Source organism: Thermomonas sp., assembly GCF_023953935.1.
In the GTDB taxonomy this organism is placed as follows: Bacteria; Pseudomonadota; Gammaproteobacteria; order Xanthomonadales; family Xanthomonadaceae; genus Thermomonas.
Window position 1 is genome coordinate 294645 of record NZ_JAMLIW010000002.1, and the last position, 18018, is coordinate 312662.

General features: G+C 66.6%; 19 protein-coding genes and 1 pseudogene. All 20 read right to left on the reverse strand.

Annotated elements, in window-relative coordinates; genetic code table 11:
- Nucleotides 1–4: 4 nt before the first annotated feature.
- Nucleotides 5–133 (reverse strand): hypothetical protein, encoded by a 129-nt coding sequence (locus tag M9902_RS04125; RefSeq protein ID WP_297221299.1) that lies wholly within the window; start codon nt 131–133, stop codon nt 5–7.
- On the reverse strand, nt 97–948 hold the full coding sequence (locus tag M9902_RS04130) for a PilC/PilY family type IV pilus protein (RefSeq protein WP_297221300.1): 852 nt from the start codon (nt 946–948) through the stop codon (nt 97–99). Before M9902_RS04130 ends, M9902_RS04125 begins: the two co-directional genes overlap by 37 nt.
- A complete protein-coding gene (locus M9902_RS04135) occupies nt 873–1331 on the reverse strand; it encodes a PilC/PilY family type IV pilus protein (RefSeq protein WP_297221301.1) in 459 nt (152 codons plus the stop codon). The genes M9902_RS04130 and M9902_RS04135 overlap by 76 nt, the downstream gene beginning before the upstream one ends.
- Nucleotides 1310–3370 carry a hypothetical protein gene (locus M9902_RS04140; RefSeq protein WP_297221302.1) on the reverse strand — a complete coding sequence of 687 codons (2061 nt, stop codon included), beginning with the start codon at nt 3368–3370 and terminating at the stop codon, nt 1310–1312. Before M9902_RS04140 ends, M9902_RS04135 begins: the two co-directional genes overlap by 22 nt.
- A gap of 7 nt (nt 3371–3377) precedes the next feature.
- Nucleotides 3378–3914: a PilX N-terminal domain-containing pilus assembly protein gene (locus M9902_RS04145; protein ID WP_297221303.1), complete on the reverse strand. Its 537-nt coding sequence runs from the start codon at nt 3912–3914 to the stop codon at nt 3378–3380.
- Between the two features lie 14 nt (nt 3915–3928).
- Entirely contained in the window at nt 3929–4816 is an 888-nt protein-coding gene (locus M9902_RS04150; protein ID WP_297221304.1) for a prepilin-type N-terminal cleavage/methylation domain-containing protein, read from the reverse strand.
- Nucleotides 4813–5274 (reverse strand): type IV pilus modification protein PilV, encoded by a 462-nt coding sequence (gene pilV, locus M9902_RS04155; protein WP_297174970.1) that lies wholly within the window; start codon nt 5272–5274, stop codon nt 4813–4815. The genes M9902_RS04150 and pilV overlap by 4 nt, the downstream gene beginning before the upstream one ends.
- On the reverse strand, nt 5271–5819 hold the full coding sequence (locus M9902_RS04160) for a GspH/FimT family pseudopilin (protein WP_297174967.1): 549 nt from the start codon (nt 5817–5819) through the stop codon (nt 5271–5273). Before M9902_RS04160 ends, pilV begins: the two co-directional genes overlap by 4 nt.
- Nucleotides 5820–5956: 137 nt before the next feature.
- Nucleotides 5957–6700 (reverse strand): triose-phosphate isomerase, encoded by a 744-nt coding sequence (gene tpiA, locus M9902_RS04165; protein ID WP_297221305.1) that lies wholly within the window; start codon nt 6698–6700, stop codon nt 5957–5959.
- A gap of 75 nt (nt 6701–6775) precedes the next feature.
- Nucleotides 6776–7729 carry a 2-oxoglutarate and iron-dependent oxygenase domain-containing protein gene (locus tag M9902_RS04170; RefSeq protein ID WP_297221306.1) on the reverse strand — a complete coding sequence of 318 codons (954 nt, stop codon included), beginning with the start codon at nt 7727–7729 and terminating at the stop codon, nt 6776–6778.
- 52 nt (nt 7730–7781) lie between these two features.
- Nucleotides 7782–9143 carry a phosphoglucosamine mutase gene (gene glmM / locus M9902_RS04175; protein ID WP_297221307.1) on the reverse strand — a complete coding sequence of 454 codons (1362 nt, stop codon included), beginning with the start codon at nt 9141–9143 and terminating at the stop codon, nt 7782–7784.
- Nucleotides 9140–10030 (reverse strand): acetyl-CoA carboxylase, carboxyltransferase subunit beta, encoded by an 891-nt coding sequence (accD, locus tag M9902_RS04180; protein ID WP_297174953.1) that lies wholly within the window; start codon nt 10028–10030, stop codon nt 9140–9142. Before accD ends, glmM begins: the two co-directional genes overlap by 4 nt.
- A gap of 39 nt (nt 10031–10069) precedes the next feature.
- Nucleotides 10070–10876 carry a tryptophan synthase subunit alpha gene (gene trpA, locus M9902_RS04185; RefSeq protein ID WP_297221308.1) on the reverse strand — a complete coding sequence of 269 codons (807 nt, stop codon included), beginning with the start codon at nt 10874–10876 and terminating at the stop codon, nt 10070–10072.
- Nucleotides 10876–11325, reverse strand: a complete 450-nt coding sequence (locus M9902_RS04190; protein WP_297174947.1) for a DUF3144 domain-containing protein — start codon at nt 11323–11325, stop codon at nt 10876–10878. The genes trpA and M9902_RS04190 overlap by 1 nt, the downstream gene beginning before the upstream one ends.
- A 107-nt stretch (nt 11326–11432) precedes the next feature.
- Nucleotides 11433–12662 carry a tryptophan synthase subunit beta gene (trpB, locus tag M9902_RS04195; protein WP_297221309.1) on the reverse strand — a complete coding sequence of 410 codons (1230 nt, stop codon included), beginning with the start codon at nt 12660–12662 and terminating at the stop codon, nt 11433–11435.
- A 217-nt stretch (nt 12663–12879) separates the two neighbouring features.
- Nucleotides 12880–13533: a phosphoribosylanthranilate isomerase gene (locus tag M9902_RS04200; protein WP_297221310.1), complete on the reverse strand. Its 654-nt coding sequence runs from the start codon at nt 13531–13533 to the stop codon at nt 12880–12882.
- A gap of 21 nt (nt 13534–13554) precedes the next feature.
- Nucleotides 13555–13968 carry a GFA family protein gene (locus tag M9902_RS04205; RefSeq protein ID WP_297221311.1) on the reverse strand — a complete coding sequence of 138 codons (414 nt, stop codon included), beginning with the start codon at nt 13966–13968 and terminating at the stop codon, nt 13555–13557.
- Nucleotides 13961–14729: pseudogene (gene truA, locus M9902_RS04210) on the reverse strand (tRNA pseudouridine(38-40) synthase TruA). The gene M9902_RS04205 and the pseudogene truA overlap by 8 nt, the downstream one beginning before the upstream one ends.
- A 17-nt stretch (nt 14730–14746) precedes the next feature.
- On the reverse strand, nt 14747–16747 hold the full coding sequence (locus M9902_RS04215) for a FimV/HubP family polar landmark protein (protein WP_297221312.1): 2001 nt from the start codon (nt 16745–16747) through the stop codon (nt 14747–14749).
- A 162-nt stretch (nt 16748–16909) separates the two neighbouring features.
- Nucleotides 16910–17950 (reverse strand): aspartate-semialdehyde dehydrogenase, encoded by a 1041-nt coding sequence (locus M9902_RS04220; protein ID WP_297221313.1) that lies wholly within the window; start codon nt 17948–17950, stop codon nt 16910–16912.
- Nucleotides 17951–18018: the final 68 nt, after the last annotated feature.

Sequence of the window (18018 nt, forward strand, 5' to 3'; positions counted from 1 at the left end):
TCCATCAATCCTTCCTGAATTCGCGCCACGACACCGTGCGCCAGACGCTGCGGTGGGTGCGGGTGGTCGCCAGACTGCCGGCCGAGCCCGTGACGATCATCTGCCCGTCGATGAAGATCGGCAGCGTCGGCATGCCCACCTACATCCACGGAGCCAACGCGCAACCCCGCCGACATTGTTGTCCGCCGTGCTGCCATCATTGTTGAGGTCGAACAGCGTGCCCAGGCTGGTTCCGGTGAACGCATCCACGGCATTGATGTAGCCCGACCCGGTGGCGTCACAGATATTGGTCTCCGGGATCATGCTCGCCGTCACCAAGGCGTTGGCAACCAGCTGCGCGTCCTGGATGATGCGCTCGCCGCCTGCGGGCAGGCTGACATACCAGCCCTTGGCCCCCGGGTTGAGGTCGGCCTTGGGCTCGAAGGTCCGCACCGGGTACCCGCTCTGGCTCGCACCCGTGTTGATGATCGTGCGCTTGACCAGATCCGAATATTGCAGCTGCGCGTCGGTGTCCTCGAATCCGTAGAGCCCCTGCATCAGCGGCGCCTTGTCGTTGGTATCCGAAACCGTCATGAATCGACCGGTGCCGAAGAACACCCAGCGCTGGTAAGTGACGGGGTTGGTGGCAATCGTCACGCCGCCGGTAATCGGCTGCGGGGCGCCCGTGCCATCGGCGGACTTCGCCTGGAACAGCCGTTTGACGGTCCAGCTGGCCGGATTGGTCGCGGTCATGTCGAACTTCCAGACGTTGCCCAGAAGGTCGCCGGCATAGGCATAGGCGATCGACTTGCCATCCGCGCCCAGGATCGCCGTCGGTGCAAACAGCCCGTTGGGCTGGGAAGCACTGCCGGCACCGGTATCGATTTCACGGATCACGGCGCCGGTCTGCGCATTGACGACCAGCAGCACCGCCTTGTTGTTGGTGCTGTTGACGCCGTTGCCGACCACCGCCGCGCGACCTTGGTCGTCAGGGAGGTCTGGACCAGGGCCAGCGCCGGGCGTCCGGTCACCATGCCCATGTTGTTGCCGGCGGTCTCGGCGAGCTCCCAAAGCACATTGCTGGTCCCGAACGACGCCGGATTGGTGACATTCAACCCATACAAGCCCTTGCCGCCGCGACCGAGGGAACCGACGAGGTAGTTGGCGCTTGGCGTCAGCTTGCGATCCGTGACGGCAATCGGGCCATCCACGTACCAGCGATGGGAGTTTTCGTAGTCACCGCGGCTGAGCATGGAAAGATCAGCCATCTTGATCAAGCCGGGCACATAGGCGAACAGTTCCTTGCCGTCGGCGACATTGAAGGCGTGCATCATGCCGTCGTTGGCGCCCACGTACAGGGTCTGGGTGTCATCCACGTAGAACGGCGAGGAGTTGACGATATCGCCCAGTGAATTGTTGGGACGGTCGCGCAGCAGGCCGCCGTTGCGCTTCTCCTGACCAGCATCACTGCCCGGTGGTAATTGGCGTTGTTCACGCCGGTCACCTGGAAGTTGACCGGGCCGCCGGTACGGGCCAGCGCGGTGGTCTGGGTCGAGGTCGGGAAGGTCCTGCCGGTGCCGCCCTCGCGGGTGAACACCTTGCGCACGTTGTAGTTCGGCACCGAACTGGCCCAGGCGAGCGAGGACGGCGTGTTGTTGGCATCCAGATTCCAAGCGTTGATGGTGCCCGTCCACTTGCCGGCGATGTAGGCGGCATTGAAGACCTTGCCGCCGGAGCGGATCTGGAAGGCGCTGGTGGCCACATTGGAGGCCGCGCTGGTGCGCTGCGCGATCGTGGCCAGCGCCGACTGCAGGCCCTGGGTGAACTCGTCGGGGCTGGTGGCGGCCACGAAGGTGCCGTGCCCGTTGACCGCCGCGTGCAGCAGGTCGTCGATGCGGTCGTTGTCTTCCTTGTCGTTGGGATTGGGCCAGGCGGCGTTTTGCGGGACGTCATCCACCGAAGCCCAGCCGGTGCTGCCGGCCAGACCAATGGAAATGCTGAAGGTCACCATGTGCTGCCAGAACGCCGGGTCACCCAGCTTCGGGTGGCTGTCGTCGGTGGTGCTGGTCGGCACGTTGTTGGTCAGATCCGTGCGCAGGTCGCGCTTCCAGAAATACATGGCCACGTCGGCCAGGGTATTGCCGTCGCTGCTGTAAGGCGTCTTGGGCGTGTAGGTGTAGGTCTTGCCGCCCGGCCCGGTGATGGTCGAACCGTTGTTGTCGTCCTGCTCATTGACGGCGGTATAGCCGCTGTCGTTGTTCCAGTAGCCGTCGGTGGTCAGGATGGTGAAGTTCTGCCGGCAGCTGATCTGGTCTGCCTGCGGCTCGGGGCCGTAAGGTCCGGTGGCCGTCTGGTTCTCGAAATACTTGCCGGCCTGGTAGAGCCCCCCCTTCAGCGGGGTGCCGTTGTAGCCGATGATCGAGAACAGGGACGCATACCAGTCGTTGCGGTTGGTGGAGCCGTTGTCGTTGGCAAAACGCCCCTCGTCCTTGGTGACCGGAATCGGGTTGGAATGGTTGGGACCGCGCCCCCAGATGGTGCGGAACCCGACGCGCACGTCGCGCGTCAGCGGCGAGAACGCGGCGCTGGCGCCGGCCTTGGCCGCCTTGATGCGGGTGCGGTGGTAGGAAAACCACGTCGCATAGTTGCTGCGCTCATCGGCTTCGCTGCGGCCGGTCGGGGTCACCTGGGTGCAATCGCGCCATTGGTTGCCCGTATTCGTTCTGCAACCGCGGCCGTTCAGACCTCGATTGTAGTTGGGAGAAGATCCGGAACGCGCGCCGTACCAGCTGCGCACAATCACGCCGTCGGTGTGGATCTGGTAGCGGTAGTAGTTGTAGCCGTTGCTCAAATACGTTTCCGAAGTGTCCGTCAGATCTTTCGGCACGTAGAAGGTCTGCACGCCGCCGCAGACATTCGTGCCGACGCCTTCATCGGTGGTGGAATTGCTGTTGTAGTTGAACTGCCTGCAACTGCTGGTATTGGACAAGTCGATCGTGCTGCCGCCCACCAGATTGAAGCTGCCATAGGCGGCGTAGTAGCTCGTGCCCCCGGTCATCCGGTTGCCGTCGGACTTGGTCCACGGCAGATAGTCGATGTTCGGGTTGTAGGACAGCGAATTGCGGGTATAGGTCAGGTTCTTGCTGATGACGCTGACTGCCGGCACGCTGTCGGGCATGTAGTTGAATGCCATCGACCCCGAGTCATCGAGGATGAACAGGATATTGGGCGGCACCCTGGCGCCGGCCGTCAGCGGATCGCCGGGGATGGGCACGGCAAGCGTCGCCGCCGTCACCGGCATCGACAGCAGGGTGGCCAGGCAGGCGAGCGGGAAGCTCCACCAGGAATAGCCGGTGCGGGATTTGGTGCGGGCCATGGTCTTCGTTTTCATGACGAACTCACAAGCGGGGCATGCTGTAGATGACATCGGTCTGCCGCGTGACAGCGGCGCGTTCCGGCTGGTTGTGGTGCCTTTGCGCGGTGATCCGGAACAACGGGCCGGTCTGCTGGCTGCTCGGGTTGGGGGTCACGCCCCCGCTCTCCTGGAACGCCTGGTTCCGGCCCAGGTACTGGATCCAGTACTCGGTCCTCACCCCATTGAGAGTGGGGCCATTGACCCAGGCCGCGGTGCCATCCGCAGGCCCGGGCGCGAGAGGTCCACAAATGATTGACCCGGAAATCGGACAATCCGTCGAGTTTTCCGGTGGGTCACTGGTGACGCCATTCTGCGGATCGCCCTGCAAGGTCAAAATGGCCTGCGCCAAGGCATTTTCGACGGCCTGGTCGGTCAGGCTGCGGTCGCGCAGATTGGCCGCCATGCGCTCCTGCATGACCGCGCTGCGCATGACCGCAATGCCCAGCACGGACATCACCACCAGCAGGATCAGCACGACCAGCAGGGAAACACCTTGTTGCTTTTTGGGCGATTTGTTCATGGCACACCTGTGGCCTACGGAGTGCGGTTGCGGATTGCAACCGTGGCAGCAATGGTTCGATTCACCTGATTGGACTCACCCGGCGCATTGCCCGGAATGATGGCGCGGATGGGGATGAGCATGTTCACGGCATCCACGTTCTGGTAGCTGAATGAGCCTCCGGTGGCCGGCGCATACACGCTGGCATTGCCGCCTTGGGCCTGATGGAAGAGCAACGTCCACGGCTGGATGCCCACCGCGGCTTCCTGGTTGCCGGCGCCATCATTGAGATCCACGTACAGCGAGCTTCCGGTCGGGCCGCCGTTGGGCGCAACGGACCATGTGGTCGTGCGCAGACGGCCAATCGAGATGCTGGCCGGGGACGCGCCAACCGTATCGGCGGGATTGAACGGCAGCTTGGCGCTGAAATTGACCTGCTGACCGCTGATCGAGCCAACCGTCGCAAAGCCGGTCATCGACCCATTGCAGACCATCACGACATCGTTGACGTTGAAAATGTCCGAGGCCGCCGGTGACGCCTCCAGCAGGGTGACGCGATTGGCATCGCTGTTGTTCGGATCGACGCGATAGGCCATTTCATCGACCCCTACCGCGGTGAGGCTGGTGGCGGTTCCATCCAGCGGCGCGCGGAAGGCGGCGCTGTTGGCGTCCACGCCGCGCACCGACGATTCTCTGGTGCACGCCGTGGTTCCCGTGGAGCGGACATCCGCCGCCAGCATTTCATAGGCCACGCGGGCATTTTCCTGAACGCGGTTTTGTCCGTCGTTGGAATTGAAGGTCCGCAGGTTTCCCACGAACAGGACAAAAGCAGCGCCAAGAACGATCAGCCCCAGCATCAGGGCGATCATCATTTCGATCAGGCTGAAGCCTTGGGCCGCGGCTTTGGAATGGAACCGGCTCATAGTCTGGCCCTCGTGACCACCTGATTGGTCTGGCTACCACCCGCGCGCCGGTCATCCCACTGCACGGTGACGGTATAGACACCGCCTGCCTGCTCGATTTTCCCGCAGGTTCCAGGATCCGCGGGGTCATTCCCGATCGCGGTCTTGAGCTGGAGCGTCCACTGGTGGATGTCCCAGGATGCCAGCGACAGCCCGGCCGCGGGCACCGTGCCGCAGGAGGCCGTACCGTCGAAAACATAGCTCGCGGCATTGGTACGGTTGGCGCGCATGGCCTCGATGATGGAATTGCTGGCCATGACGGCCTGCGAGGATTCCAGCGAGCTTTGGCCGCCGCGCAGCGCCAGCGACTGCATCGCCGCCATGCCCATCAAGCCGAGGGCCAGCACCAGCACGGAGATCAGCACCTCGATCATGCTGATGCCACGCTGCGGGCGTGGCAAGGAAACCGGCATCTTCATGGACAGCTCCCTCCGCCGTTCTTGGGCGTACTCGTGGAGGCGCCGCCCAGGGCCACCGTGATTTCCCGCTGGTTTTCGCCGAGGTTGGCATCGGGAATGCAGACGACGACAACGCGGTCCGCCGCGGGCAGGCTGGAGTCAATCCGCCCGGAGGAACGGAACACGATGCCCGCCGCCGGCCCACTGACCTGCACATCCGCAGGCAGAGCCACTTCACGCAGGATTTCGTTTGCTTCGTTGAATACGACGAAACGCTGTGCGCTGGTGCTGCACGTGATACCGCCCGAGGAGACACAGGCCGTCACCCGGGCATTGGTGCGAATCGCCTCCGAGCGCGCCAGCTGCATGGTGCCCGCCACGTCCTCGGTCTGGCTCTTGAGACGATTCCGCAGGATGATCGTGCGCATGTTGGGTACCGCCACCGCGCCAATCACGGCGATGACGGCGACCGTCACCATCAGCTCCACCAAGGTGAAGCCGCGCGCGGAGGCGCGTCCCGGCGACTTCCCTGGTGAATCCCACGGATTTTTATTGCGTTGCAACATACCGCCCCCATTTCAGGCACTTGGCACACTACCGGGGAGTATGCACCAATGCCACGGATCGGCGACAGGCGGGCCGAACGCGGGCGTGAGCGGTCGGATGCGGCGGGAACGCGGCCCCGGCGTGGCCGGTGCTGGCGTCAGATCGCGCTGGCGATGGCGAGGAAGTCGGATGCCACCAGCGCAGCGCCGCCGATCAGGCCGCCGTCGATGTCGGGCTGGGCGAACAGGCTGGCGGCGTTGTCGGGTTTGACGCTGCCGCCGTACAGGATCGGCAGCGCAGCGGCGATGGCGGGATCACCGATGGCCACCTGGGCGCGGATGAAGGCGTGGACGGCCTGCGCCTGCTCCGGGCTGGCGGTACGCCCGGTGCCGATCGCCCAGACCGGCTCGTAGGCCACCACCGCGTTGGCGAACGCCGCCGCGCCGGCCAGTGCCAGCACCGGTTGCAGCTGGCTGGCGATGACAGCTTCGGTTTGCCCGGCCTCGCGCGCTTCCAGGCTTTCGCCCACGCACAGGATCGGAACCACACCCGACGCATGGGCGGCCACGAACTTGCGCGCCACCAGTGCGCTGCTTTCCGCGTGGTACTGGCGGCGTTCGGAATGGCCGACCAGGGCATAGCGGGCGCCCATGTCGGCCAGCATCGCCGCCGCCACCTCGCCGGTGTAGGCGCCCTTGGCATGCTCGCTCACGTCCTGGGCACCGAATGCGACGCTACTGCCGGCGCAGCGCTGCGCGGCCTCGGCCAGATAGGGAAACGGCGGCAGCACGATCAATTCAACCCCGTCCGGCGCGGCGCTGATGATCTCCGACAGCAGCGACTGGACGAAAACGCGGCTGCCGTGCAGCTTCCAGTTTCCGGCGACGATCCTGCGACGCATGCAACGCTCCAATGATGGGGAAACCGAAGTCTAGCAAGCGCGGCCGGGCCGCAGTGGGACCCCGGCGCCGGCGGGCTACATCAGCTTGATCTCGCGCAGCCGTTCTTCCAGATAGCCTTGGGCGGTGATCGGCTCGGGATAGCGGTTGGGATTGTCGGGCGTGATGCACGACGGCAGCGCGTCGATCAGGAAATCGGGGTTGGGGTGCAGGAAGAACGGCACCGAATAGCGCGGCTCGCGGGCCTTCGGCCCCGGCGGATTGACCACGCGGTGGGTGGTCGATGGATAGACGTGGTTGGTCAGACGCTGCAGCATGTCGCCGATGTTCACCACAATCGTGTCGGCGTCAGCGGTGAACGGCACCCACTGCCCCTTGCGCGAGAGCACCTGCAGGCCTTCGGCGCTGGCGCCGACCAGCAGAGTGATCAGGTTGATGTCCTCGTGCGCGCCGGAGCGGATGTTGGGCACGTCGCCGTCGGGAATCGGCGGATAGTGCAGCGGCCGCAGGATCGAGTTGCCGCTGTCGGTCTTGTCGGCAAACCAGTCCTCCGGCAGGCCGATGTGCAGGGCCAGCGCGGACAGCACCTGCGATCCGAGCGCGTCCAGCGCTTGATAGAGGCCGTATCCGACTTCCCGGAACGCCGGCACTTCTTCGGGCCACAGGTTGGGCGACATCACGCTGCGGTACTTCGAATCCTCCGGAATTTCGCGACCGATGTGCCAGAACTCCTTGAGGTCGAAATGCTGCGACCCCTTGGCGGTCTCGATTCCGAACGGCGTGTAGCCGCGCGCGCCGCCGCCGCCGGGCACGTGGTAGCGCCGTTTGGCTTCATCGGGCAGCGCAAAGAATTCGCGGAATGCGGCATAGGCCGCATCAATTCGCGCCTGCGGGATGCCGTGGTTGCGGATGCCGGCAAAGCCCCATTCGCGGTAGGCCGCGCCGAGCGCATCGACGAAAGCCTGGCGATCTTCCGGGGAAGCCGGATGGGTGAAGCGACGGATGTCGAGGGTGGGGATTTGCGAAGTCATGGCGGACTCTCTTCTTTGCTCATCAGTTTCGCAACAGCGGGAATGACGAAGCTCAAGCCACCGCGGCGCGCACCGCATCGGCCAGCGCGGACAGGGTCGAATCGACCAGGGCGACATCGTCGGCCTCGACCGTCACCCGCACCACCGGCTCGGTGCCGGACGGGCGCAGGAAGGCGCGGCCGCGCCCGGCCACGGCCTGCTGCGCCGCGGCCAATGCGGTCTTGACGCCGTCGGCTTCCACGGGCCGGCTGCCGGCGCCACAGCGCACGTTCACGGTTTTCTGCGGCACCTTGGCCAGCCCCGTCAGCGCGGCGTCGAGCGTGATGCCGCGCCGTTGCAGCACTTCCAGCACTTGCAGGGCGCTGACGATGCCGTCGCCGGTATTGCCGCGGTCCAGGCACAGGAGGTGCCCGCTGGCTTCGCCGCCGAGCACGCCGGCGTGCGCCAGCAGCAGCTGGTGGACGTGGCGGTCGCCGACGTTGGCGCGCAGGAACGGGATGCCGCGCGCCGCCAGCGCCTGCTCCAGCCCGTAATTGCTCATCAAGGTACCGACCACCGGCCCGCGCAGGCGGCCGCTGTCCTGCCAGTCGCAGGCCAGCAGGTAGAGCAGTCCGTCGCCGTCGCGCACCTGGCCCTTGGCATCGATCATCAGCACGCGGTCGCCATCACCGTCGAAGGCGATGCCGAGGTCGGCGCCGGTTTCAAGCACGCGCCGGGCCAGGTTTTCGGGGTGGGTCGATCCGACGCCATCGTTGATATTCAGGCCGTTCGGCTCAACCCCGATGGCCTCCACCGACGCCCCCAGTTCACGCAGTACCAGCGGGGCGAGCTGGTAGGTGGCGCCATTGGCGCAGTCGACGACGATGCGCAGGCCGTTGAGGTGGAACCCCTTGGGCACCGAATTCTTGCAGGCCTCGACGTAGCGGCCGATGGCATCGCGAGTGCGCACGGCCTTGCCCAGCTGTTCGGAGGAGACGGTGTGGAATGGTTGTTCCAGCGCGGACTCGATCGCCAGTTCGGTGGCGTCATCGAGCTTCTCGCCCAGCGCCGAAAAGAACTTGATGCCGTTGTCGAAATGCGGGTTGTGGGAAGCGGAAATCACGATGCCGCCGTCGGCGCGCATCGAATGGGTCAGGTGGGCCACCGCCGGGGTGGGCATCGGCCCCATCAGCTGCACGTCCACGCCGGCCGCCACCAATCCGGCTTCCAGCGCGGCCTCGAACATGTAATTGGAAATCCGGGTGTCCTTGCCGATCACCACCATCGGTTTGCGCCACTCCTGGCGCGCGCGCGCGGCCGCAGCCAGCGCGTGGCCATAGGCATTGCCCAGACGCAGCACGAAATCGGCGGAAATCGCGCCTTCACCAACCCGGCCGCGGATGCCGTCGGTGCCGAAATACCGACGGCGGCTCATGCCGCGCTCCCACCGCTCGCCGGCGCCGGCTGCCGCAGCAGCAGCGCCAGCAGACGCGCCAGCCGCGTGCGCAGTTCGCGGCGATCGACGATCTGGTCCACGGTGCCGTGCTGGAGCAGGAATTCGCTGCGCTGGAAGCCTTCCGGCAGTTTTTCGCGCACGGTCTGTTCGATCACGCGCTGGCCGGCGAACCCGATCAGGGCGCCGGGTTCGGCCAGATTCAGATCGCCCAGCATGGCGAAGCTGGCCGACACGCCGCCGGTGGTGGGATGGGTGAGCACCACGATGTAGGGCAGCCCGGCTGCGCGCAGGCGCCCGAGCGCGGCGGCGGTCTTGGCCATCTGCATCAGCGAGAACAGGCTTTCCTGCATCCGCGCGCCGCCGCTGGCGGTGAAGCACACGAACGGGCAGCGCCGTTCCAGCGCCCGCTCGGCGCCGAGGGTGAAGCGCTCGCCGACCACCGAGCCCATCGAACCGCCCATGAAGGCGAAATCGAAGGCAGCGGCGACCAGCGGCTGCCCGGCCAGCGTGCCTTCCAGCACCACCAGCGCGTCGCGTTCGCCGGTTTTCTTCTGCGCGGCCTTGATGCGATCGGAATACTTTTTCTGGTCGCGGAACTTGAGCACGTCGGTCGGGCCGAGGCCGGCGCCGATCTCGTTGCCTGCGCCGTCGTCCAGCAGGGCCGCCAGCCGCGCGCGGGCGCGGATCGGCATGTGGAAACCGCACTTGGGACAGACTTCGAGGTTCTCTTCAAGCTCGGGCCGGTACAGCGCGCTGCCGCAGCTGGCGCATTTCTCCCACACACCTTCGGGAACGCTGCGCTTGCGCTCGCTGCCGCCTTCGGTGCGGATGCCGGTACCGGGCATCAGTTTCTTCAGCCAACTCATCGGATTCGATCTGCCTTGTTTGCAGCCGCGCGGCGAAGTCTAGCGCCCAACGCCGTCCAGCGCCGCCCGCAGGGGGCGAAGAAAGTTTCCCGCCTGCACCGCGGCAGTGGCCGGATCGGCCGCGTTCATCGCGGACACCAGGGCGCTACCGACGACGACGCCATCGGCGTGCAATGCCACTGCGGCGGCACTGTCGGCATCGCGGATCCCGAACCCGGCAAACACCGGCACCCGGGCCTGGCTTTGCACTTCGCGCAGATGCTGGCCGACGTCGGCCGCGTCCAACTGCGCCGCACCGGTGACGCCGGCATAACTGACGTAATAGAGATAGCCCTGCGCCTGCTCGCACAGTCGCGCCATGCGCTCGGCCGGCGTGGTCGGTGCGGCCAGTGAAATCAGGGCCACACCGCGTTCGGACAAGGCCCGGCGATACGCCCCCGCTTCTTCCGGCGGCAGATCGACCAGCAGCACGCCATCCACCCCGGCCTCGGCGGCATCCGCCGCGAAGGTGTCCATGCCGTGGATCTCGATCGGGTTGAGATAGCCCATCAACACGACCGGCGTGGTGGCGTCGCGGGCGCGGAAATCGCGCACGCAATCGAGCACGTATCGCAAGCCCGCGCCACGTGCCAGCGCCCGTTCGGAGCTGCGCTGGATCACCGGGCCGTCGGCCATCGGGTCGGAAAACGGGACGCCCAGCTCGATCACGTCGGCGCCGGCCTGCACCAGTGCGTGCATGGCCGGCACGGTGGCGGCGAGCGCGGGATCGCCCGCCGTGATGAACGGCACCAAGCCCTTGCGGCCGGCCGCGCGCAGCGCGTCCAACCGCTGGTTCAAGCGGGTCATTACGCCGGATTGGTCGGCGGCGTCGGCTGGGCCGCGGCGACGTAGCCTTCGGCCGGGGTCTGGGCCGTCGCATCCTTCAGACGGCCGATCTGCACACCGGCAGCCGCGTACTCATCGGCCAGTTCGGATTCGCCGACGTCGATGCCGCGCTCCTCGCCGATGCCATCCAGATGCTGGTTGAGCATCTTGCGATAGATGCCAGACATCTCATCGAGAAAATGTTTGCGCTCCTGGGCGGCGAAGATCGGTTTGACGACGGACAGGAAGTGGTGGGCGTTGAAACGCGCCGCCGCGAACTGGATGGCAAGCCCCGGGCCGTTCGGGCCGACCTTCTGGGCCTGCTTGTCCGCAACGGCAAGGTATTCATTCACCGCCTCGATGAACGCCGGGTCGATCTGGTTGTTCTGCTGGGCTGCGTCGGCGGGCTGCGCCTGATTGTCTTCGGCCATGGCCGGCTCCTGCGGGTTGTTCAGTGGTCAATCGCGTATTGTCGCGCAAATTCCGCCGGTCACCAAATGCGGGAACCGGCTGGAACCTGAATGCGGTGATCTACAGTTCAGAAACCTTCGCGCGCGGCGATGGTGTGCACGTCCTTGTCGCCGCGCCCGGACAGGTTGCACAGGACCAGCGCGTCCTTGGGCAGTTCGCGCGCCAGCTTGATCGCCTGCGCCACCGCGTGACTGGATTCCAGCGCCGGCAGGATGCCTTCGCTGCGGGTCAGGCGGTGGAAGGCCTCCATCGCCTCGGCATCCGTCACGCCGACGTATTCGGCGCGGCCGCTGTCCTTCAGGAACGCGTGTTCGGGGCCGACGCCAGGATAGTCCAGGCCCGCCGAGATCGAATGGGTTTCGGTGATCTGGCCGTCGTCATCGCAGATCACGTAGGTGCGGTTGCCATGCAGCACGCCGACCCGGCCCGCCGCCAGCGAGGCGGCGTGGCGGCCGGTTTCGATGCCCTCGCCGGCCGCCTCGGCGCCGACGATGCGCACGGAGGGATCGTTGAGGAAGGCATGGAATAAACCAATCGCATTGCTGCCGCCGCCGACGCAGGCGGTGATCGCATCCGGCACGCGGCCGTACTCGGCCAGCATCTGCGCCCGTGCCTCGCGGCCGACCACCGCGTTGAAGTCGCGCACCATGCGTGGATACGGATCCGGGCCGGCGACGGTGCCGATGATGTAGAAGGTGTCACGCACATTGGTCACCCAATCGCGCATCGCCTCGTTGAGCGCGTCCTTCAAGGTGGCGCTGCCGCTGGTCACCGGCACCACGGTCGCACCCAAGAGCTTCATCCGGTAGACGTTGATCTTCTGCCGTTCGATGTCGGTGGCACCCATGTAGACGACGCATTCCAGGCCCAGCCGGGTGGCCACGGTGGCGCTGGCGACGCCATGCTGGCCGGCGCCGGTTTCGGCGATGATCCGGGTCTTGCCCATGCGGCTGGCCAGCAGTGCCTGGCCGATGGTGTTGTTGATCTTGTGCGCGCCGGTGTGGTTCAGGTCTTCGCGCTTGAACAGGATTTGCGCACCGCCGACCTCGCGTGACAGGCGCTGGGCGTGGTAGATCGGACTGGGACGACCGACGTAGTGCCTGAGATCGTTCTCGAACGCGGTGATGAAGGCGGGGTCGGCGCGCGCGGCGTCGTAGGCGGCGGCCAGCTCCTGCAAGGGACCGATCAGGGTTTCGGCGACGAAGCGGCCGCCGTGGCGGCCGAAGTGGCCGCTGGCGTCGGGATACGCGTGATAGTCGATTGCCGCAGCGGGGGCCGGGGAGGAGGTGGAATTCATCGGATGTCGCTCCATGGACTCATGGCCACCCGGCGGATGCACGGGCGCAAAGAGAAATCGAAATATGCGGGGGAACGACGCTGGTCGCGTCGCGCCTCGGACACGCGCCGCTGACGGGCTTATCGCACCGCCGCCGCAGGCACGCGCCGCCAGCGCCGCAGCGAGCGGCCGAAGGGTGCGGGTTGGCGATTCGGGGATTTCATGGCGTGGCCATAGCCTACCCGATCGCGGTGGCATCCGCCGTCTGTACCGCTTCGACGAAGCGGCGCATCAGCACGCCGTCCTTGATGCCGGGGGCGGATTCGATGCCGCCGGCCACATCCACGCCCCACGGGCGCACGACGCGGATGGCCTCGCCCACGTTGTCTGGCGTCAGGCCGCCGGCCAGCAGCCAGGGCATGTCGAGATCGGCGGGAATGCTGGTCGCGTCCAGGCGCTGCCCGCTGCCGCCCGCCTGCCCCGGCGCATGGCCATCCAGCACGAAGCCTGCCGCATTCGGCCAGCGCCTGCGCAGCGTCTGCCCGTCCGGCGCCGCGCCGCCCATGCCCACGCCCTTCAGATACGGCAGGCCGAAGCGGCGGCAGAAGGCATCGTCTTCATCGCCGTGGAATTGCAGCAGCGTGGGTCGCGCCCGGGCGATGGCAGCGTGTATTTCGCCCGCACCGTTGTCCATGAACAGTGCCACCAGATCGACCAGCGGTGGCAGCGCCTGCCGCAGCGCACCGGCGTTCTCCGGCATCACGCAGCGCTTGCTGCGCGCGGCGAAGATCACGCCCACCGCGTCCACGCCCAGCTCGCCAGCCAAGCGCGCATCGCCCGGACGGGTCAGGCCGCAGAACTTGATGCGGGTGCGAAAGGGGGGACTGGTCATGCAAGGTCGCCGTTGCCGGAATCAGGAAGGAAACGCATCGAACACAGGAAGGCGATCCAGATCGTGCTCCCACGCCGCCTTGCTGGCGACGAAGATGTGCGCGTCCGGCGCGGCGTTGAACGGAACATCGAGGGCGCCGGCCGGCACCACGATCATCTGTTCCATTGCATAAGGCAATCCCGAACCGCAGCTGACGCAGAAGCAGCGGGCATGGCGGGTCGCCGGCAGCCGGTAGAGGATCGCCCTGCCTTCTCCCGCCAACCAGCGCAGTGTTGCCGTCGCCGAGAACAGATTGGCCGCGTACGCGGAACCGGTGTCCTTGCGGCAATGCGCGCAGTGGCAGAGGTAGAAGTGGTCGAACCTGCCTTCGATCACGAAGCGCACCGCACCGCACAGACAGGAGCCGTGATGGCGCGTGGGCTGCATTTCATTCATCGCCGCAAACCTCCTCCGGCAAGCCCCAGTGGCGCGGGTATTTCGGACCGAGGAAGAGCAATCCCGCCGCCGGTGCGGTTGGGCCGGCTTGGGTGCGATCGCGCTGTTCCAGCAGCTCAGCGATCCATTCAACCGGTCGTTCGCCGCAGCCCACCAGCAACAGCGAGCCGACGATGTTGCGCACCATGTGGTGCAGGAAGGCGTTGGCCTGCACGTCCACCACCACCTCATCGCCAGTACGGAGGATCGAAATATCCTGCAGATTGCGCCGCGCGTGGGTGGCCTGGCACTGGGCGCTGCGGAAACTCGAAAAATCCCGCTCGCCGAGCAGCGCCTGCGCCGCGCATTGCGTAGCGGCTGTAGCAGCAGCAGCGGCTCCCAACCCAGGAACTGGCGCTGCAGCCGACGCCTGCGGGTGAATCGACCCAGCGGTAGCGGCGCCCGCGCAAGCACGCGCTGAATATTTTCCTGCTGCTGTACACCGCCAGCGTTGGCGGCAGGTTGGCGGTGGTGCCGAGGACCCAGCCGCGCTGGCTGCGCTCGACCTCGGTGTCGAAATGCACGACCTGGCAGCGCGCATGCACGCCGGCATCGGTGCGCCCGGCACAGACGGTCGCGATCTGCGCATTCGCCACCCGCGAAAGCGCGGCTTCCAGCGTGGTCTGCAAACTCCCGTCCGGTGCCATGGACCCGGGCTGGCTCAAACGCTGCCAACCCGAGTAGCCACTGCCGTCGTATTCGATCCCCAGCGCGAAGCGCATCGGCGTGGACGCCGTGCTCAACCCATGATTCGGGCCAGCATCTTGCCGGCCTTCTCGCTCACCGCATCGTCTTCGTCATTGAGCAATTCGGCGAGCAACTGCTGCGCGGAGGTGCGGTCGCCCATGTCGAGGAAGGCATCGACCAGCTTGAAGCGCTGCTCCGCGCTGGCGTGCGCCGGCGGCTCGTTGCCGGCGGCAGGGGTGGGCGCAGCGGGGGCCGTCGGTGGCGCCGGTTCCGGGTCGGAGACCCGCGCTGCATCGTGCGGTTCCTGGGCTCCGGAACGCGACACGGCGCCTTTCACGACCCAGCCTGAATGCCAAGCCGGGGCATCGCTGCCGGAAGCAGCGGACGCCGGCGGTGTTCCCGGCGCTGGCGCGGCGGAGGGCTGCGGTGCCGGGGCGGCGTCCGCCTTGGCCTTTTGCTCACGCCGTTGGTCGAGCCGCTGCATGCTCGCGGCCAGGGCGTCGTGGTCGAAACTGCGGCGCGGCTTGGGCTCCGGCTCGGGCCGGTTGCGCTTGCTCAGGAACCAGACCAGCAGACCCAGCAGCAGGACGCCCACGCCGCCGCCGATGTAATACGGATTGATGTTCGAATGGGTGGCGGCGGCCTGTTCCGAGGCAGGCGTCGCCGGCGCGGCCGCCTGATTGGCCTGGGCCAGCTGGTGCTGCGCGGAGGCCAATTCGGTGTCCTTCATGGTCAGCAGGCGATGCTGCTCGTCCCGGATCCGTTCCAGTTCGGCCACGCGCTCCTTCAGTTCCCCGACTTCCGCGGTTTTCGCGGAAATCTCTTCGTCGCGCTGTGCCAACTCCTGTTGCAACATGCTGCCCCCACCGCGATTGCCGGTTCCGGTATTTGCCCCCGCCGCGGGCGTGGTGCCCGTCGGCGGCACGATTTGCAGGCGTGCTTCGGTGCGCCGTGCGCCTGACGCCGCGGCCGTCCGCGCCGCTGCGGCGCCGGGGGCGGCAGCCGGTGCAACCGGCGGCGAAGCCGAGGCGGCCGGGGCCCGGTTCGCAGGCACCGTGCCTGCCATCGCGACCGCATCCGGCTGCAGCACAGGCCGCTGCGACTGGCGCCAAGCCTGCATCTGCTGGCGCACCACCGCGCTGGCCTCGCCGGCGTCGATCTGCGCCACTTCGCCCCCTTCCGGGACCCGCAGCACGGCGCCCTGGCGCAGTAGATTGATGTTGTCGCTGATGAAGGCGTCGGGATTGGCGCGCAGCAGCGCCAGCATGGTCTGGTCGAGGCTGAACGTGTTGCGCAATCCTAGGCTGCCGGCAATTGCGGACAGGGTTTCGCCGCGCTTGATCGGGCCGTACTGACTTGCGTCATCGGCGGCTGCCGCCTCTGCGGTCGCGACTGCCGTCTCGGACGGTTCGGGTGCCGGCGCGGCCGGCGGCGGGGTGGACACATCGACCGCTGCCTCCGGAGCCGGCGCCTCCGCAGCGACCGGGGCAGGCGTTGCCGGCGCGCTGGCTTCAGGTTGTGGCGGCAGCGGCTCGGCCGTCACCGGGGCCGCGGCTGCTTCCGCGGTCGCTTCCGGCAGCGCCGGACGCTGGACGAGGTTCGGCGCCTCGACGGCGGCCATCTGCACGTCCGCCTGGGCAGCCGGCGCGCTGGCCGTGTTGGGCGCGTCCACCAGCGCCGAATACTCGCGCACCAGCTTGCCTTCGCCCCAATCGACCTCGATCAGGAAATTGACCATCGCCTGGTCAATCGGCTGGACGCTGGTGACCCGAATCACCGGATTGCCGCGCGCATCGCTGCCCAGACTGAACTGAAGGTCTGCGGCCGCGCCTGTGGGCGGCGGCAGGCCAATGCGGCGGAAGGTTTCCGGCGACGCCATCCGCGTGCGCAGCGCGGCCAGTTCGCCCGGCGTGGTTGAAATGATCGGGATTTCCGCCAGCAGCGGTTGATTGAGCCTGGACTTGACCTTGATCTGGCCAAGGCCCAAGGCCCATGCATTGCCGGCTGCCAGCAACAGCGCGGCAATCGCTGCTTTGCGCAAGATTCCGATCACATGGGCTCCATCATCGCGACTGCGCGCCGACTCTAGCAGATTGTCGCGCATTTCCGACACAGCGCCAGCCCTGCGATGCAATGGCCATCACGATTCCGCAGCGTATGGGCGGCGGCATTGCACCCGACAGGCGCGATCACTTGAATCGCGCCTGAGCCCGCCTCAAGCCGCCGCGTCCTTCGGCTCCAGGCCCTCGGCCACCAGCAACTCGGCGATCTGCACGGCATTGAGCGCGGCGCCCTTGCGGATGTTGTCGGACACCACCCACAGGTCGAGCCCGCGCGGATGCGACAGGTCTTCGCGGATGCGGCCGACGAACACCGCATCCTTGCCGGAGGCGTGGGTCACCGGCGTGGGATAGCCACCCGGCTTGCGCTCATCGACCACTTCCACGCCCGGCGACTTCGCCAGCAGCGCGCGTGCCGCGTCGGCGGTGATCTTGTCGCGGGTCTCGATATGCACCGCCTCGGAATGCCCGTAGAACACCGGCACCCGCACCACGGTCGGATTCACGCCGATGGTCGGATCGTCCAGGATCTTGCGGGTTTCCCAGACCAGCTTCATTTCTTCCTTGGTGAAGCCGTTGTCCTGGAAATCGTCGATCTGGGGAATCAGGTTGAAGGCGATCTGGACCTGGAATTTCTTCGGCTCAATGTCCTGGAAATTGAGCAACTGGGCGGTCTGCCTGCCCAATTCCTCCATGCCGGACCGACCCGCACCGGACGCCGATTGGTAGGTGGCGATATTGATCCGCTCGATGCCGTATTCGCGGTGGATCGGTGCCAGTGCCACCATCAACTGCATGGTCGAGCAATTGGGATTGGCGATGATCCCGCGCGGACGGTTCTTCGCCGCCTCCGGGTTCACTTCCGACACCACCAGCGGCACCTCGTCGTCGTAGCGGAAGGTCGAGGAATTGTCGATCACCACCGCGCCTTCGGCGGCGAATTTCGGCGCGTACTCCTTGCTGATCGCGCCGCCGGCGGAGAACAGGGCGATATCAATGGAGGCTGGATCGAACTCGGCCAGATCCTGCACCACCAGCTCGTCGTCACCGAAGGCGACCCGGCTGCCGGCCGAACGCTCGCTGGCGACCGCGACAACCGCACTGGCCGGGAAGCGGCGCTCGGCGAGGATCGACAACATGGTTTCACCGACCGCGCCGGTGGCGCCGACGACGGCCACCTTGTACTGATTGCTCATCTGATTGTTTGCCTTGTAGTTGCGGCGCAGACCGCGCCTGCATGTCAGGGGGTTCACACAATCCTTGC

Bases quoted from the DNA above. Each gene is read 5' to 3' on its own strand.
- M9902_RS04150 (WP_297221304.1), bottom strand. From the start codon at position 4,816: ATGAGCCGGTTCCATTCCAAAGCCGCGGCCCAAGGCTTCAGCCTGATC.
- M9902_RS04125 (WP_297221299.1), bottom strand. From the start codon at position 133: ATGCCGACGCTGCCGATCTTCATCGACGGGCAGATGATCGTCACGGGC.
- M9902_RS04205 (WP_297221311.1), bottom strand. From the start codon at position 13,968: ATGAATGAAATGCAGCCCACGCGCCATCACGGCTCCTGTCTGTGCGGT.
- M9902_RS04145 (WP_297221303.1), bottom strand. From the start codon at position 3,914: ATGAACAAATCGCCCAAAAAGCAACAAGGTGTTTCCCTGCTGGTCGTG.
- M9902_RS04140 (WP_297221302.1), bottom strand. From the start codon at position 3,370: ATGAAAACGAAGACCATGGCCCGCACCAAATCCCGCACCGGCTATTCC.
- trpA (WP_297221308.1), bottom strand. From the start codon at position 10,876: ATGACCCGCTTGAACCAGCGGTTGGACGCGCTGCGCGCGGCCGGCCGC.
- M9902_RS04160 (WP_297174967.1), bottom strand. From the start codon at position 5,819: ATGTTGCAACGCAATAAAAATCCGTGGGATTCACCAGGGAAGTCGCCG.
- glmM (WP_297221307.1), bottom strand. From the start codon at position 9,143: ATGAGCCGCCGTCGGTATTTCGGCACCGACGGCATCCGCGGCCGGGTT.
- accD (WP_297174953.1), bottom strand. From the start codon at position 10,030: ATGAGTTGGCTGAAGAAACTGATGCCCGGTACCGGCATCCGCACCGAA.
- pilV (WP_297174970.1), bottom strand. From the start codon at position 5,274: ATGAAGATGCCGGTTTCCTTGCCACGCCCGCAGCGTGGCATCAGCATG.
- M9902_RS04200 (WP_297221310.1), bottom strand. From the start codon at position 13,533: ATGACCAGTCCCCCCTTTCGCACCCGCATCAAGTTCTGCGGCCTGACC.
- M9902_RS04190 (WP_297174947.1), bottom strand. From the start codon at position 11,325: ATGGCCGAAGACAATCAGGCGCAGCCCGCCGACGCAGCCCAGCAGAAC.
- M9902_RS04220 (WP_297221313.1), bottom strand. From the start codon at position 17,950: ATGAGCAATCAGTACAAGGTGGCCGTCGTCGGCGCCACCGGCGCGGTC.
- trpB (WP_297221309.1), bottom strand. From the start codon at position 12,662: ATGAATTCCACCTCCTCCCCGGCCCCCGCTGCGGCAATCGACTATCAC.
- M9902_RS04170 (WP_297221306.1), bottom strand. From the start codon at position 7,729: ATGACTTCGCAAATCCCCACCCTCGACATCCGTCGCTTCACCCATCCG.
- tpiA (WP_297221305.1), bottom strand. From the start codon at position 6,700: ATGCGTCGCAGGATCGTCGCCGGAAACTGGAAGCTGCACGGCAGCCGC.